The 16,081-nt window shown below is 54.6% G+C and carries 9 protein-coding genes; 4 read left to right on the top strand and 5 right to left on the bottom strand.

Translation table 11 applies throughout. The features are described from left to right. Positions 1–102: 102 nt before the first annotated feature. Complete coding sequence (locus IEV97_RS03640) at positions 103–681, top strand: helix-turn-helix domain-containing protein (RefSeq protein WP_188500126.1); 579 nt, start codon at positions 103–105, stop codon at positions 679–681. An 11-nt stretch (positions 682–692) separates the two neighbouring features. After that, the gene (locus IEV97_RS03635) at positions 693–1,142 is read left to right on the top strand and encodes a DUF305 domain-containing protein (protein WP_188500125.1); all 450 of its coding nucleotides are present in this window, start codon (positions 693–695) and stop codon (positions 1,140–1,142) included. 84 nt (positions 1,143–1,226) lie between these two features. Here IEV97_RS03635 and IEV97_RS03630 read toward each other — a convergent pair whose 3' ends face one another. Both IEV97_RS03630 and IEV97_RS03625 read right to left on the bottom strand, forming a co-directional pair. Then, on the bottom strand, positions 1,227–1,643 hold the full coding sequence (locus IEV97_RS03630; RefSeq protein WP_188500124.1) for a response regulator: 417 nt from the start codon (positions 1,641–1,643) through the stop codon (positions 1,227–1,229). 2 nt (positions 1,644–1,645) lie between these two features. Then, positions 1,646–4,993 (bottom strand): PAS domain S-box protein, encoded by a 3,348-nt coding sequence (locus IEV97_RS03625; RefSeq protein ID WP_188500123.1) that lies wholly within the window; start codon positions 4,991–4,993, stop codon positions 1,646–1,648. 299 nt (positions 4,994–5,292) lie between these two features. On the opposite strand from IEV97_RS03625, the gene IEV97_RS03620 reads away from it, so the two are divergent. Both IEV97_RS03620 and IEV97_RS03615 read left to right on the top strand, forming a co-directional pair. Continuing rightward, the gene (locus IEV97_RS03620) at positions 5,293–7,527 is read left to right on the top strand and encodes a heavy metal translocating P-type ATPase (RefSeq protein ID WP_188500122.1); all 2,235 of its coding nucleotides are present in this window, start codon (positions 5,293–5,295) and stop codon (positions 7,525–7,527) included. A 37-nt stretch (positions 7,528–7,564) separates the two neighbouring features. Further along, a complete protein-coding gene (locus tag IEV97_RS03615; protein ID WP_188500121.1) occupies positions 7,565–7,774 on the top strand; it encodes a heavy-metal-associated domain-containing protein in 210 nt (69 codons plus the stop codon). A gap of 70 nt (positions 7,775–7,844) precedes the next feature. Here the strand turns inward: IEV97_RS03615 and IEV97_RS03610 are convergent, their stop codons facing one another. From IEV97_RS03610 to IEV97_RS03600, 3 genes are all read right to left on the bottom strand, one after another. Next, entirely contained in the window at positions 7,845–8,237 is a 393-nt protein-coding gene (locus IEV97_RS03610; RefSeq protein WP_188500120.1) for a hypothetical protein, read from the bottom strand. Positions 8,238–8,371: 134 nt separating this feature from the next. Further along, positions 8,372–9,376, bottom strand: coding sequence for a PorP/SprF family type IX secretion system membrane protein (locus tag IEV97_RS03605; RefSeq protein ID WP_188500119.1), 1,005 nt, complete (start codon positions 9,374–9,376; stop codon positions 8,372–8,374). A gap of 6 nt (positions 9,377–9,382) precedes the next feature. Further along, a complete protein-coding gene (locus IEV97_RS03600) occupies positions 9,383–15,919 on the bottom strand; it encodes a T9SS type B sorting domain-containing protein (RefSeq protein WP_188500118.1) in 6,537 nt (2,178 codons plus the stop codon). Between the last annotated feature and the right edge of the window lie 162 nt (positions 15,920–16,081).

Raw genomic sequence — 16,081 nt, 5'->3', positions numbered from 1 at the left:
GAAATGTTTTGTTAGATTTGCAGAGGTATAGGCAGGTAGGCGCTCCGGATAAAATCATGTTTTGGTGCGCTACCGCCCTGTACAAACTTCAATATAGCCACAATGACACAGCCACATACCTTACACATCCGCAACATGGTGTGCCCCCGCTGCCTGAAAGTAGTGAACCAGGAACTTGACAAACTGGATCTGCAGCCACTGGCCATTCAACTCGGCGAAGTGAAGCTCGAGCAGGAGCCTACCTCCGAGCAACTGCAAAAACTACGGGAATCTTTGAAGGAGAATGGATTCGAGCTGATAGAAGACAAGAAGGCAGAGCTTGTCGAGAAGATCAAAATCACCATCATCGAACTGATCCGCTCGGGGGAGGTGGAGCATCTGAGCATCAACCTGTCAGACTACTTGGCGCAGGCACTCGGCCGCGACTACCATTACCTGAGCACGCTCTTTTCGGCGGAGGAGGGGCTTACGATTGCGCGCTACGTGGTGCTGCAGAAAGTGGAGCGGGTAAAGGAGCTGCTGACCTACAACGAGTTGAGCCTGAGCCAGATCAGCTTTCAGCTGGGGTATAGCAGCGTGGCGCACCTGTCGGCACAGTTCAAGCAGGTAACCGGGATGTCGCCATCCGAGTATAAGAAAGCAGCGGCTCCGTCGCGGAAGCCGCTCGATAACGTTAACTGAAAAAGGTGCTTATGGAGAAGGGGAACTATGGAAAGTTTATGCTGATGTTAGGCCTTTCCTTTGTGGTGATGTATGCCGTCATGTTCAGCAACATAGCCGAAATAAGCCACTTTGACTTCAACCTTAACCGCCTGTACATGACCATCCTGATGGTAGCGCCCATGGCTTTGATCATGCTGCTGGTAATGCGGCCGATGTACAGGGATAAAAAGCTCAACACCATTATCACCGTCATGAGTATTATCGCAATCGTCGGCTCGTTTATTACGCTGCGCAACCAGTCCTTTGTCGGCGACAAAGCTTTCATCAACTCCATGATCCCACACCACTCGTCGGCTATACTGGTAAGCGAAGAAGCCAGAATCCATGATCCGGAGCTGAAGAAACTGGCAGAGGAGATCATCCGGTCGCAGAAAGAAGAGATAGCGGAGATGGAGAAGATACGCCAGCGTATAGACTAGGTAACCAAGGCCTCTAAAAACCAGGAGCGCATGCTACGTCGGTACAGACGGGGCATGCGCTCCTGGTTTTTTGGGGAAGGAGGATTATTCTACCCGCACCAAAAACTCTTCTTTGATGAATTCGAGGATCTCCGGAGAAAGCGGCTTGGAGAAAAACTCTTTTACTTCTTTGTGGCTGCGGGCGCACTGAATGTCTTTGCGGTCCACGGCCGAAGACAGCATAAACAGGCTGCACTTCTGGGTAGCATGTTCCGGTAGTTTGCGGTACTCCTCAATAAAATTCCAGCCGTCCATTCCGGGCATGTTGATATCCAGGAAGATCAGGTCAGGGAATTTCTCACCAGATGGCTCAACGGAAGACTTCAGAAACTCAAGCGCCTCTTCAGCTCCTTGAAAACTGAAGACGTCTTCTGCAAAGTTCTCATTCCGGATGATGCTTTCGCAAACGAAGTTATTCACTTCATCATCATCAATCAAAACGACTCTTTTCAATGTATTCATTACTACAGGGTGTGTCTAAAATAAATATTAAAGGTAGTGCCTACATTCACCTGGCTTTCCACTTCCACTTTGCCGCCAAGCAGCTCAGTCTGGGTTTTGACAAGATGCAGCCCCAAACCCCGGCCTTCTCCATGGGAATGGAATCGCTTGTATAATCCAAAGATTTTTTCTTTCTCCTTACCCAGGTCGATCCCGAGACCATTGTCTGATACACTGAGACAAATATAATTAGGAATAGTGAAAGTTTTAAGCCGCAGATGCAAATTTCTATCCGGCGATCTATATTTCAACGCATTTGTAATAAGATTATGCATAATGCTATGCACGTAACTCCGAACGCCTGTTACCACAGGTGCCTCATCAAAGTCATGGTCAATCCTGGTACGCTCGCCCAGCCACTCTGATGGCAGGCTGTCGTATATTTCCTTGAACTCATCCTCGAACTTAATCTGTTCCCGCACATTGCTAAGCTCGCTCCGGATCGTGAGAAGATCGTTCAGGTCGCGGATCGTCGCGTCGAGGAGTTTTGCGGATTTGAACAGGTTCTCAATCACCCGCGGGTTCATGGGCGAGTCGGGCTTGTGCTTGTTGTAAATGGTGGTCAGGCCCAGTATGTTCGCAATAGGCGCCCTGAGGTTGTGCGACACAATGTAGGCGAACTGCTGCAGGTTCTGGTTTTGCCGCAGCAGCTGATCGGTAAGCTCGTCGCGTTTCTGCTGTGCCTCTTTGTAAGATGTCATGTCGGAGCCGGAGCCATCGATGTGGTACACGAATCCGTTTTCATCTTTTCTGGGCGAAACGCGGAACATCAGCCATCTGCACTGCCCGTCTTTTGTTATGATGCGCAATTCGTAGTGCTGTCGCTCCCCTCTTTTCAGGGCAGGCAGAATATGCTGCCGGAGGTATTCCTGGTCTTCCGGGTGAATGATGTTGAACCAAAGCTCAGTCTGGCCTGTAAACTCCTCTTCGGTATAGCCTGTCAGTTCGCGGCACTGCGGACTCACGTAGAGCATCTTCAGAGACGAGTCGGCGGAGAAGATCATTTCCGGAATGTTATCCAGCGTGGACTGCAGCAGGTTTTTCGCCTTCAGGGCCTCCTGCTCTGTTCTTTTACGGTCTGTAATATCCTGAACCGAGCCGTGGAAGCGCACCAGCCTGCCCTTCGCATCATACTCCGGCTCTCCTATTTCATACACGGTACGCTTCTGACCATCTTGCCGCACAATGGTGTGCTCTAACGATAGGATCTGGTGATCTTTGGAAGCCGCTTCGATCGCTTCCACTATGTACGCCTGTTCCTCCTCTGGCACAAAATGCATGAAGTTGTGGCGTGACGGAATAAAGGACATCTTGCTAACCCCATAGATGTCATATACGCTATCAGACCAGATAATCTGATCGTGCTCCATGTCAAGCTCCCAGTTGCCAAGCTGCGCCAGCTTCTGCGCCCGGGCCAGTTGCTCTTCGTTGCGCTTGATGGTCTCCAGGGCCCGCTTGCGCTCCGAAATATTGAGTACGCTCAGGGCAACTGCCAGCACGCGGTTGTCTGGCCCCAGAACAGGGCGTAGGGATACTTCATGCCAGTAATCGCCGTGGCCGTCTTCGCACAGGATCGTTTCGCCATTCATGGCCCGTTTATGCTGCTCCCGGAATTTCTCTTCTTTGTCTTTGCTTATCAGGTCCAGAAAGTTCATGCCTGCCTTCAGCTCCGTGATCAGCGTGTTTCGCACGTCTTTCCGCGCTACAGCGTTGCACATCACCAGGCGCATTGATTTGTCGAGCAGGTATATGGCCTGGGGAGAACTGTCGAGCAGGGCCTTCAGGTTGGCCTCACTGGCCATCAGTTTGTCCTGTGCTGTGATCTGTTCTGTGATATCGATGAGGGTACCGTTCCAGATCACGTGGCCTGCCTCTTTGCAGGTAGGGAGCCCATGGGTCTGCACCCACTTCCACCTGCCTTCCTGCGGCTGCCTGATGCGGAAGCTCACCACCAGGGGAGACAGGCTTTGGTAGGAGTCGCTGATGGCCTGTAGCACCTGCGCTACATCGTCCGGCTCAATGTGCCGGTACAGCGCGGCGGTGCTGTTGTAAACCTCTTCGGGGCTTATATGGAAAAGGTCCCGGATGCCGTCGCTAACGAAATTGAAGGCGTATTGGGACAGGCTCTTCATCTCCAGTTGGAAAACGGCGCCTGGGATACTGGAGCTTATTTCGCGCAGCTGTTGTTCGCTGGTCTGTAGCTTTTCAATCATTGCCAGGCGCTCGTCCACGTTTATGGCAACCACCAGGCGCGGCATACTTTCCCCGATGCGGGGCAGGGCATGGGAGATCACTTCGACCTCAAACGTACTGCCATCGCTGCGTTTGTGGCGCACGCGGCTTTGCTGCGACTGTAGCTTGTCTACCTGGTCCAGCTGCTGTTTCAGGAGCGGCACATCTTCTTCCGGCCTGATGTCAAATATATTAAGTGCCAAAAAGGCCTCTCTGTTGTAGCCGTACTCCAGCTGGGCAGCCTCGTTCACGTCCAGAAACCGCATGGTGAGCCGGTCATACACCCACATAGGCATCGGGTTCAGGTCAAACAGCATCTTGTACTGGATCTGACTGTCGAGCAGGGCTTTTTGCAGTTCCTGCCGTTGCTGCATTTCAGCATCGAGCAACTTATTGTCATGCCGGAGCCGCTGTATGATGTTGCGTAACAGGAGCAGGGCCGCAATGCTGACCAATACGATAAGCGCGAGTGTAAGCTTGTGGCTGTCTATAAACGAAGAAATAGACCGGGTCGCCCGATCGCCGCTTTGGCGCGTGGCCTGGCGTATGCTCTCGCTTAGCTCTTTAAGGTGATTTTGATGTTGCAGATACTCCGGCGTTATCACCTTGCGGTTATAGGCCAGCGCCTCCGCTATCTTCCCGCTGCGGCTTAGCTGCAGGAGGTGCGCGATCAGGCTGTCGTGCGAAGCTGTCTCATCTTCGAAGTTGCGGAGTATGCGTTTGCGCTGATCATTCAAGATCATGGCCATTAACTGGCGGGTGATCGTGGCACTCTGCGCCTGTGTAGCCTGAATTTCCTGTTCGTATCCGGCCTTTTCGGCCTTGCTGTCTGTGGTGAGGTGCAGGAGCACTGCTTTGTGTACGGCATCGTCATTGGCCTGCAGCTCATCGATCAGCTCAAGCTCCTGCAGCGCCAGCACAACATAGGCGTCGTGACTAAGCTGCACCTGGCGGGCCTGCCAGAAGGTATAGGAAGTCAGGACAAGCAGGGTGACCAGCAGGCCCGCGAACGCAAACAGCACAAGGTAGGTCGTGCGCGATGCTGCAAGCAGATGCGAGGGCTGGTTTGTTTTCAACATTGGTAAGGTATAGGTGCTTACTGAATGGAGCAGCACAAATAATTGGGTAGCGAATTTTGCACTGATTTTAATCAGTGTTTATCCCCGAACATAAACAATTGTTATATTAAAAACAAAATTCATGGCTCCAATAACTTTCATGCTATTGATTCACAGCTCCAATTTATACGGCCCAAAAGGGATAGCTATTGATCAGGCTGCCCAAAATATGTAAACCTTTTCGGGGAAACTGTAACACCTGGGGTATGCGATGGGCGTACCTTTGTGTAGTTAATTGGAAGATAAACCAGCAACGCAACATGGAAACGATAGAAAAAACAGCCTATAAAAAAGATACTTTCCCGGTGGAGGGGATGACCTGCGCCTCCTGTGCTTCCAGCATCGAGAGCATGCTGCGCACGGTGGATGGCGTGCAGGAGGCCAACGTGAATTTCGCCGGCAAGACGGTGCAGGTAGCCTATGCCCCGAACCAGGTAAAGCCCGACCAGCTGCGCGACACCCTGCACGAGATCGGCTTCGAACTGTTGATCGGCCAGCACACGGAGGAGGAGCTGGAGGAACGGCAGGAAAAGGCGCTGGCCGTGCTCAGGACCAAAACCATTGTGGCAGCCGTGCTGGCTTTCCCGGTTTTTGTGCTGGGCATGTTCTTTCATAATACTTTTAGTTGGGGCAATTGGGCCATGCTGGCCTTTACCACCCCGATCCTGTTCTGGGCCGGTCGTCACTTTTTCGTGAACGCCTGGGGCCAGGCCAAACACCTGCGTGCCAACATGGATACGCTGGTGGCTCTGAGTACAGGTATAGCTTTCGCTTTCAGTTTGTTCAACACGGTATACCCGCAATTCTTTTTGAGCCGGGGCCTGGAGCCGCACGTGTACTACGAAGCCGTGGCTGTGATCATTGCCTTTATCTTGCTGGGTAAATACCTGGAGGAGGGCGCCAAAAGTCGCAGCTCCGAGGCCATCAAAAAACTGATGGGACTGCAGCCGAAAACAGTGCGCGTACTGCGCGACGGCGTGGAAGCCGAGATCCGCATTGAGGAGGTCCGGATAGGGGACGCTGTCCTGCTGTTGCCCGGCGACCGGGTGCCGGTGGATGGTGAAGTGCTGTCGGGTGGTTCTTATGTGGACGAGAGTATGCTGAGTGGGGAGCCCCTGCCAGTGCAGAAGCAGGTGGGCGACATGCTCTTTGCCGGTACGATCAACCAGAAAGGCAGTCTGCAGCTTGTTGCCCGCAAAACCGGCGGGGAAACGATGCTGGCCCATATCATCAAAATGGTGCAGGAGGCGCAGGGTAGCAAAGCCCCTGTACAGAAGCTGGTGGACAAGATCGCAGGTATCTTCGTGCCCGTCGTGCTGCTGATCGCGGTCCTGACCTTCGTAGCCTGGGTCGTGTTTGGCGGTGAGGCGTACTTGTCGCAGGCGCTGGTGTCGATGATCTCGGTACTGGTAATCGCCTGTCCTTGTGCGCTGGGTCTGGCGACGCCTACTGCCATTATGGTGGGCGTGGGCAAAGGTGCTGAAAACGGCATCCTGATCAAAGACGCGCAGAGCCTGGAGGATGCCTACAAAGCGAACGTTATCCTGTTGGATAAGACGGGCACCATCACACTGGGCAAGCCCTCTGTTACTGATGTGGTGTGGGCCAAGGGCGTAGAAGGACAGGAGCGACTGGAGCAGCTTTTCTTTTCGATCGAGGCCAAGTCAGAGCACCCGATCGCGCAGGCCATCTATACCTATTACAGAGAGCAAGGTATAGCCAGCCTGGAGCCGGACTACTTTAACAGCGTCACCGGTATGGGAGTGGAAGCGGCCTTTGGAGGGGAGAAATTCTTTGCCGGTAACAAGAAGCTGCTGCGCCAGGAAGGTATCCACATTGAAGGCCAGCTGGAAGATGCTGCCCGACAGTTGCAGGAAAACGCGAAGACAGCCGTATACTTTGCCGATAGACAAAAGGCGCTGGGCGTCTTTGCGGTGAGTGACCCGATAAAGCCTGCCGCCGCCCAAGGTATAGCCCGCATGAAAGCAGCTGGTCTGGAGGTATACATGCTCACCGGCGACAATGCCCAGACAGCGGCCGCCGTGTCCCGACAGGTAGGTATAACCCATTTTGAGGCTGAGCTACTACCGGGTGACAAGGCCGATTTTGTGAAAAAGCTGCAGGACCAGGGCAAGGTCGTAGCGATGGTGGGAGACGGTATAAACGATGCGCAGGCGCTGGCCACAGCTGATGTCAGTATCGCGATGGGACACGGTACCGACGTGGCCATGGACGTGGCCGGCATTACGCTGATGCGCTCGGACCTGGTGCAGGTGGCGGCGGCCATCAACCTTTCGCGGGCTACAGTGCGCACGATTCGCCAGAACCTGTTCTGGGCCTTTATCTACAACGTGATCTGTATACCTGTGGCAGCCGGCCTGCTGTTCCCGTTCACCGGCTTCCTGCTCAACCCGATGGTGGCAGGCGCTGCGATGGCCCTCAGCTCGGTTTCGGTGGTAAGCAACAGCCTGCGCTTGCGTGGAAAGAAATTATAAGGAGTTATTTTTAATCAGTTTATAAATTATGTTAAATATGAAGACCTATAAATTTAAAACGACTATTAATTGTGGAAGCTGCGTGAGAGCCGTAACGCCTCATCTCAACAAACTGGAAGGGGTGCAGGACTGGAAAGTGGATACGGATAATCCGGATAAGATTCTGGAAGTGAACACTGACAGCCTGGATGCGCAGGTTATTAAGAGCACAGTAGAGAAAGCCGGCTTTAAGGCAGAACAGGTATAGCCAGAAGCTAAGGATTAGTCTGCATAATAGGCTGAGACCTCTACTATAAGAGAATGGGCAGGCTGGGCAATCAGTTTGCCCATTTCTTTATTTTGGTTGTTACATGGCCCGGCACGTGGGGCGGGTGCAAACTGGCGTTTCGCTTACTTGAGACGGCTAAGAGCAGCATGACAAGGGATGCGAAAACCAGTGCAAAGAACCGGAGTGTCCCATTCACGATCGTTATACCTTGCGACAAGGCAGTTTCGCCTGGCCAAAAATAATAAGCTGCCACCGCATAAGCGACAAAAGCCATCCACAGTATAACACGATTAATGCGTTCCAAGGCTGTCGTAAAACTAAATACAGCAGCAGCCAGGAATATAGCGATCCAGATAGCGGCATCAGGCCCCTGGTATTGTAAAGCTGCCAACACCACGAAACACAAGCCAGACACAAATGCAGTCAGCTGTTTAAAAGACATCTCAGTAATTTCTATTGTCTAATAAGATACTGCAATAAATTATAAAAGTTTTGCAAAAATTACAAGTGTTTTAACAATAATAGCGGCTTTTGGCCGCTATTATTTTCAGATGTATCATGTAAGGTATAACCCAATTACCAGGCCCACTGCGGGCAGATAATCTTGGCGGTGTTGCGCAGTTTTAATCCCAGTACCACTTCATGGCTACCCGAGTTGGTGCTGCCCAACGGCGAAACGCTGGCATCGTAGGAATAGCTTAGGTCCATCAGGTAACTGATGTTAACACCGGCCATCACGGCTACAGACTCGTTGTGACGGTACGAGGCTGCCGCCCAGATGCGGTCGCTGTACATGGCCTTGAGCGTCGCATCCACCGACACCGGGCTTGGCTGGGCCATTTTCACCATCACCGAAGGTATAAGCGCCAGGTCAGGCGATACGTCCAACCGGTAGCCACCTGTAAAGAAGTAGTGCTTCTGCAGGCGTCCGCTGTTATCGGTGGCGGTGCCCGTGGTCAGGTGTTCGCGCTTGCTGGGCACGAGCTGGGCACCGGCTATACCTACATAATAATTATAAGAGTACAGCCACAGGCCCATGTTCAAGTCAAACTTCATTTCGTTGATCCGCCCATCGTTGATGGCCTTGTCGTTCGGATTGATCACACGCACGGCCGAGGGGTCCAGGTTGTACTGGATCAAACCCGGCGCTACTCCGGCTGCCACCCGCAAGGTACGGGAGAGGGGCTGGTGGTAAGCGTAGCTCACGTTAAAACTGCTGCGCTTGAGCGGACCCGTGGCCGTCGTCATGGCCATGGCACCCAAACCGTGGTGCGGCCGGATGCGACGGTAAGAAGTCGTGGCCTCTTTGGCAGGCGAACTGTTGCGCTGCGCCGCTGTCACGGGAGTTGTCTCCTTCATGATCGGCGCATGAATCGTGGCATAGTACGACACGGGAGCGCCCTCCAGTCCGGACCACTGCTGGCGGGTCCCGATCTTCACGTCGGCATAGTCCTCTATACCTGCGATGGCCGGGTTGAGCAGGTAGTTGTTGAGGGTGTACTGCGAGTACTGCGGCTTTTGCTGCGCCATGGCCTGGGTAGCCAGCAAAAGCACAAATCCTAAAGCTAAAAGTTTGTTCATAGACGGTTATTTAACAATTGTCACACTTCCTGAAAGCGGTTTTTCCTGGTTGTCTAGCTGAATGAGGTAGTAATAAGTGGCGATGGGCAGTTCCTTGCCGTTCTGGCGCCCGTCCCACGGTAGCTTGTAGCCCTCTGAGCTGAACACCGTGTTACCCCACTGGTTGAACACCTGCACCTTGCAGTTCGGGTACTGCTCAATGTTAAGAATCTCCCACACATCGTTCACACCGTCCTGGTTGGGCGTAAAGGTGTTCGGTACATACACCAGCTGCTGCACCGTAACGGTCACCTCGTCTGTAGACACGCAGCCTGACTCGTTGGTCACGGTCACGGTATAGGTCGTGGTTTTCTCCGGCTTCGCGTAGGGGTTGGCGATGTTCGGGTTGCTTAGGCCTTCAGCAGGAGACCAACTGTAGGTCGCACCGCCGCTTGCCTGTAGCTGTACCGTCCTGCCCAGCATCAGGGTCTGGTCTATACCTGCATTGGCACCCGGAGCGGGCACCGTTACGGTAACCGGACGGCGCTCACTGGCGCAGGACGAGGCTACTTCCTGTACATAATAAGTAGTGGTACTGGTCAGTACTGGTGTAGTGAAGCTGTTGCCGACGTGAATCGGATTGCCGCCTTTTGCCTGGCTAAACCATTCCAGTCTGCCGCTCTTGCCTGTAGCTGTCAGCGTCGTTTTGGAGCTGTGGCAGATGGTCTGGCTACTCGCAACCGGCATGTCCGGCAGCTGGGTCACGGTTATTTTTATCGCCTCGCTCACCAGGCGCTCGCACGATTCTGAGGTCACGATTCGTCTGAACCAGGTAGTCTGGGTAAGCGCATTCGACTGGAAGTCCTTGCCATTGTTACCACCGGCTGCCGTTGTGTAGCCATTGTCCGGACCACTGGTGCTGCTTTCCCAGCTATAGTTATAGTTGCCGCTTCCGCCCGTTGGCAGGTTGCCCACCAACAGAGATGGCGCAGTGCCGTAGCAGATGGTCTGGCCCGTGCTGATGCGGTTGTTGGCCATAGGCGGACGCACGTTGATGAACACAGCAGCACTGGTGTCTGGCTTAGGGCCGGAAAGCACCACACGGCGGAACCAGGTAGACTGCGTGAGCGCTGCCGGGCTGTAATCCTTGCCTGTGCTCTGGCCGGTCGCCGTCATAAAGCCGGATTTGGCACCTTTCGTGCTGGCCAGCCACAGGTATAGGAACTGTCCGTCGCCACCCACCGGCACCGAGCCGTTGAGCGCGGCCGGTTTGTTGCCTGCGCAGATCACCTGATCGCTGTAGATGTTGTTGTTTGTCACGCCTTTGTGCACTTCGATCAGTACCGGATCGGATGTTGTCTCGCAACCACCCGAGAGCACACGGCGACGGAACCAGGTGGACTCGTGGAGCGCCTCCGGGGTATAGTGACGCCCGTTGTTGATGCCTGCGGCCGGTTGGTAGCCACCCTGCTGGGTATGGCTGCTTTCCCACAGATAGGTATAGGTCCCTGCTCCGGCACCACCGCTCGGGTTCGTGCCTGAAAGCGGCGCCGGTGTCTGACCACGGAAAATGCTCTGGTTCAGACCGATGGTGTTGTTGCTGATGACAGGTGAAACCGTAATGGTCACCACATTCGACACGTGCTGGCACGGGCCCGACTCCACCACACGGCGGAAAGACGTGGTCGTGGTCAGGATGCCTACCGTCAGGTCGGCTGATGCGCTGTTGTTCACTTTGCGGAACACGCCGTCGTTGCCTGCGGCTTCCCAGTAATAGGTATAGCTGCCGGTGCCGCCGCCTGGCTGCGAACCTGTGAGTTTAGCCGGAGCAGTACCCGTACAGATCACCTGATCCGCAGAGATCGTGTTGTTTGCGATCACCGCGTTCACCAGGATGCGCACTTCTGCTGAGGTGTTGAAACACTCGCCGGCCACCACTTTGCGGCGGAACCAGGTTGTCTCAGACAGTTGACCCGGCTGGTAGTTCATGCCAGTGTTGGTGCCTGCGGCAGGGGCGAACTTAGTGCTCTCGGTGCGGCTCTCCCACAGGTATACCGGCTGCTCGTTGCCACCTGTTGGACGCGTGCCTTTGAGTTCGCCTGGCCTGTCGCCGGCACACACGGCATGCGATTGCGTCGTGATGGTGTTATTCGAGATTACCGGCTGCACGTTGATTTCCAACACAGGACTCAACGATTGCTGGCAAGGGGCCGAGTACACGACTCTTCTATACCACGTGCGCTCATTCAGTGGGGCAGGAGCCTGGTAATCAGGTTGATTGTTAGTGCCTGCTGCGGCGGTAAAATGCTGCCCATCGCGGCTGCTTTCCCACAGATAGGTATAGCTGCCATTGCCACCGGCTGGGGCTGTGCCCTTTAGCTGCTGTAGTATATCGCCTGCGCAAATGGTGCTCTTTTCTACTGTGATGATGTTGTTGCTGATAGCCGGCAGCACGTCTACTTTTACGGCAGGGCTGGTATGCGCCTCGCAAGGGCCGGACAATACCACTCTTCTGAACCAGGTTGTCTTCTCCAGCGCTTCTGGCTGATAAGTGGCACCCGTAGCACCTGCTACCGCGCTGAAGCCTGCCTCAGCGCCTGTCACGCTGGTTTCCCACCGGTAGGTATAGCTGCCATTGCCGCCTATTGGGGTAGTGCCTGTTAGTGCATTCGGACGCTGGCCGGAGCAAATAGGAGCGCTTGGGGCGGTCAGGCTGTTGTTTGCGATTCGCTTATTCACTGTTACCCTCACAGGGTGGCGCTCGCTGCTGCCGCAGCCGTTCACGTTTACAGCCTCTACAAAGAAGGTGGTTGTTTCCTGCAGTGCCTCTGTCTCAAAGCTGTAGCCTTCGTACAGGTGGCTTTGAGCTGTTTCGCTGGCGTACCAGCGGAAAGTGTTGGTGGTGTGGCTGTTTACGGTGAGTGTTGCGGTGCTGCCTTCGCAAACCGTAACCGGGGCTACTTCCGGTGCTGCCGGCAAGCCCACAACCGTTACCTCGACTACTTCTGAGTTGCTTATACACTCACCTGACACAACTTCGCGCATGTACCAGGTGGTTTGGGTGAGGTTGGCCGGGCTGGTGTAATGTAGGCCGGTGTTGTTACCGGGCGCCGGACTGAAGGTAGCATTTGGACCCGTTATGTTCTGCAACCAGCGGTAGGTATAGCTGCCGTTTCCACCAGTAGGTTGCGCGCCTGTGAGCGTGGTGGCGGCAGTGCCTTGACATATAACCGGCTGTCCGGCGATCTGGATAGTGTTCTGTTCGATGGCCGGCTGCACCAGTATCTGGATCTCGTTGCTGAAATTCTCACTGCAAGGGCCACCAGCTACCACACGGCGGTAGAACATGGTTTTGTCTTTGATCTGCGGGGTATAATTCAGACCGGTGTTGCTGCCAAGCGCCGGCTCGAACGTTCCATCTCCAGTACGCATCTCCCAGCGGTAAGTCTTCTGGTCGGTGCCACCCTGCGGCATGCTGCCGATGATAATGGATGGTGTGCTGCCGCTGCAAATGGTGTTTTGCTGTACCGATACAAAGTTCATGGTGATCGGCTTCACCACCGTCACTTTCACGGCCTCGCTCACGTGCTCCTGGCAGGTGCCGGATGTTACTTTGCGGCGGAAAAAGGTCGTTTCGTTCAGCACACCCGGATTGTAGTGCTGCTCGCGGTTACTGCCCTTAGCTGCTCTAAAGCTGCCATTGGTGCCTGTCGTGCTGGACTCCCAGGTATAGGTATAGCTGCCCGTGCCGCCTGACGGGTCGCTGCCTCTCAGGGCAGGCGCTTCCGCACCTTCACAAATAGGAGCGATGGAAGTAAGCGAGTTCTGCTCTATAACAGGTGTAACAGTAACAGCAATAGGAGCGGAGGTATGGGAGCAACCCGCCGACATCACCGTTCTTCTAAACCAGGTGGTACGGTTGAGGGCGCCGGGCTGGAAGGTAGCACTCGTAGCGCCAGCCAGCACTTCAAATCCGCCGTCATCGCTTGTGACGCTGGCTTCCCAGCGGTAGGTATAGCTGCCGTTGCCGCCGATAGGGGTAGAGCCTGTGAGCAGGGCAGGGGATTGCCCGGCGCAGATCACGGCTACTTCATGCAGCGTGTTGCGGTCGAGCGCTGGCAGAATGGTGACAGTTGCCGCTACCACAGGGCTGTAGCAGTCGTTGGTCACACCGCGCACATAAAAGGTGCTGGTGCCCTCCGGCAGGTTATGGGCTGTGAAGGTTCTGCCGGTTTCCAGTTGCTGAGTAGCCGCTGCATCCGCAAACCATTCGTAGGTGCCCGCATTGCCTTCTGCAATCAGGGTGGCGCTGCTGCCGGCACCGCACAGGGTAACAGGGGCTACCACAGGAGCCGGGGTGGCCGGGTATACCTCCACTTTAACAGGAGTGCGCACACTGGAGCAGCCGCCTTCCACAGTCGTCTGGGCGTAGAGTGTCGTTGTCTTGTCAAGAGCAGCTGTCTGGAAAGTGTTTCCTTCGTGCAACAGGTTGCCGCCTGTTGGCTGGTCGTACCACTGCACACTGCCTTCAGCCTGCAACACCTGGAGCAGGGCTGGGTTGCCTGGACATAGCGTTGCCACCGACTGCAGGGTTGGGGCGACTGGCAGGTCGTTCACGGTTACTGTGAGCGTTTCAACTACCTCACACACACCGGAGCGGTAGGTATAGGTCAGGGTATAGGTGCCAACCGCAGCGGGGTTGAACCGGCCGTCAGCTGATACATATTCGGAGCCACTCCATTTGCCGCCTTCGTGCGATGCCTGCAGTTGCATGATGCCGCTGTTGAGGCAGACTACCTCTTTCGGAGCTGTTAACTCCAACTCAGGTATAGCGTCGATGGTAATTTGCTGCGTAGCTGTTTCTGAGTCGCCGCACTCGTTGGTGGCGGTCAATTTCACTTCGTAAGCACCCGGCTCTGTGAAACGTATGGTCGGGTAGGCTGAACCGGCGTTGGTATTTTCTTCGAAACTTACGCCGGCAGGGCCGCTCACTTCCCAGCGGTAGGCGCTGATGGTGCCGGACTGAGCATCGTACACCGGCCTGTGGGCTGCATTGTTTTCTAAAAAGGCAATGGTCTGTGGACCGCAGTAGGTCTGTGCCGCCGGAAGCGTGGCAATCGGTTTGTGAATGACGGTGATCTTAGTTTCCTGCTTGCTCACAGCAGAACAGAAGCTGCTGGCCAACAGGGAAACGGTATAGGAGCCTGATTTGTCGAAACTGATCACCGGGTTTTCGGAGTTGGCATCGGTGCCCTCGGCAAAGCTCCAGCCTTCCGTAGCCGAAACTGTCCAGGTATACTTCAGATCTGCGCCGGTAGAGTGGTTTTTGGCTCTGTAAATAGCAGGGGCGCACACGCCGCCGTCTGGAGTCAGGTCGAAAGCGGCCTTGGGCACATCGTTCACCACGATCATCTGCTCCATCACCGTCGGCAAACAAGTGGAGTTGGGGTCAAGCGGGTAGGCGGTCAGGCGCACCAGGTACTCGCCCAGTTCGTTGAAGACCACGTTTGGCGAGAGCGTCGTGCCGTTGCCGGAAGAGAATTGCCAACCGGTTTCCGGGAAGATCTCCCATTTCACTCTGTAGCGGTCGTTTCTGGCAGAGGCGTCGTAGCCGTTCTTGGTCTTGTCCTGGAAGCGGACAGGCTCGTTGAGACACACATTGCCGATGGCAAAATCAGCGATAGGACCTTTCGAGATTCGGATACCGGTAAACGTGGCGATCGACACGTTACACTGGTTGGTGGCGGTGCCTTTCAGGGTGAAGCCGTTGGGCTTGTCTTTGGAAGACTCCAGGAATTCGTGGCGCAGGATGCGGTCGGCGGGCAGTTCGCTGTGCTTGAAAACATAGGCTGGCGTGCCATCGTCGAACTGGAAGGTATAGACGGTGTGCGGCGAGTTGCCCTCCACACCCGTGATCCGGAAGCCATAGGATACCGGAGCGCAGTCGATGTTGTTGCCATCGCTGGTGATGCCCAGGCCGGGGTTGCTGCCGATAAAGAGCTTTTCGGTGAAGGTGCCCTCACAGCCGCTGGCGTCGGTGGCCGTTACGGTAATGGTGTACAGACCGGCGGCCGTGTAGGTATGGCTTGCTTTCTCAAACTCAGCACCGAAGGTATTGCTTTTGCCGTCGCCCCAGCTAATGGTATAGCCCGTGTTAGTGGCTGCTGTTTTAGAGGCATTCTCTATTTCGAGCTTAAAGGAATTGGCACTGCCGGTATAGCTGCAATAGGTAAAGTCATACAGCGGGTCTTTGATCGTAGCATCTGGCCTATCGGTGATCTGGACAGGTGTGGAGGTTGCCGTACAGCCGTCTCCAGAGGCGGTGGTTACCGTGTAAGTGCCTGCTGTTGTGACGGTAATGCTCCGGGTAGTGGCGCCATTCGACCATTTGTAACTGGCTGCCTGCGTGGCAGTAAGTGTGGTTTCACCCTCAGCGCACAATGAAGAAGAGCCAGAAATAGTTATAATAGGAGTGCAACTTTGCGCTACGGTTTTTGCACCAAAACAAAGCACAGAAAGCAGGGTGAGCACGACTATCGCGAGGCTCTTTTGTACCAGTTGCATAGAGGGTTCTGTATAAGTTTGCTATAGATGAATGCTTTTATAGGAAAATGGCTATGGCCGGAAAATTCAATTCAGTTTTAGGGGATAACTCGAGAGAAAGGGAGCACTGCCGGCTCTTTCCCATGTCGTTCAAACAGTTATCAGATCATCAGAAAAATGAAT

Source organism: Pontibacter amylolyticus, assembly GCF_014638845.1.
In the GTDB taxonomy this organism is placed as follows: Bacteria; Bacteroidota; Bacteroidia; order Cytophagales; family Hymenobacteraceae; genus Pontibacter; species Pontibacter amylolyticus.
The sequence above is the reverse complement of the archived record's forward strand: the minus strand, read 5'-3'. Positions and strand labels throughout refer to the sequence as shown.

What these genes read in the sequence shown, in the direction of transcription:
- IEV97_RS03615 (WP_188500121.1), top strand. Translation starts at nt 7,565, where the DNA reads ATGAAGACCTATAAATTTAAAACGACTATTAATTGTGGAAGCTGCGTG.
- IEV97_RS03620 (WP_188500122.1), top strand. Translation starts at nt 5,293, where the DNA reads ATGGAAACGATAGAAAAAACAGCCTATAAAAAAGATACTTTCCCGGTG.
- IEV97_RS03630 (WP_188500124.1), bottom strand. Translation starts at nt 1,643, where the DNA reads ATGAATACATTGAAAAGAGTCGTTTTGATTGATGATGATGAAGTGAAT.
- IEV97_RS03600 (WP_188500118.1), bottom strand. Translation starts at nt 15,919, where the DNA reads ATGCAACTGGTACAAAAGAGCCTCGCGATAGTCGTGCTCACCCTGCTT.
- IEV97_RS03610 (WP_188500120.1), bottom strand. Translation starts at nt 8,237, where the DNA reads ATGTCTTTTAAACAGCTGACTGCATTTGTGTCTGGCTTGTGTTTCGTG.
- IEV97_RS03635 (WP_188500125.1), top strand. Translation starts at nt 693, where the DNA reads ATGGAGAAGGGGAACTATGGAAAGTTTATGCTGATGTTAGGCCTTTCC.
- IEV97_RS03625 (WP_188500123.1), bottom strand. Translation starts at nt 4,993, where the DNA reads ATGTTGAAAACAAACCAGCCCTCGCATCTGCTTGCAGCATCGCGCACG.
- IEV97_RS03605 (WP_188500119.1), bottom strand. Translation starts at nt 9,376, where the DNA reads ATGAACAAACTTTTAGCTTTAGGATTTGTGCTTTTGCTGGCTACCCAG.
- IEV97_RS03640 (WP_188500126.1), top strand. Translation starts at nt 103, where the DNA reads ATGACACAGCCACATACCTTACACATCCGCAACATGGTGTGCCCCCGC.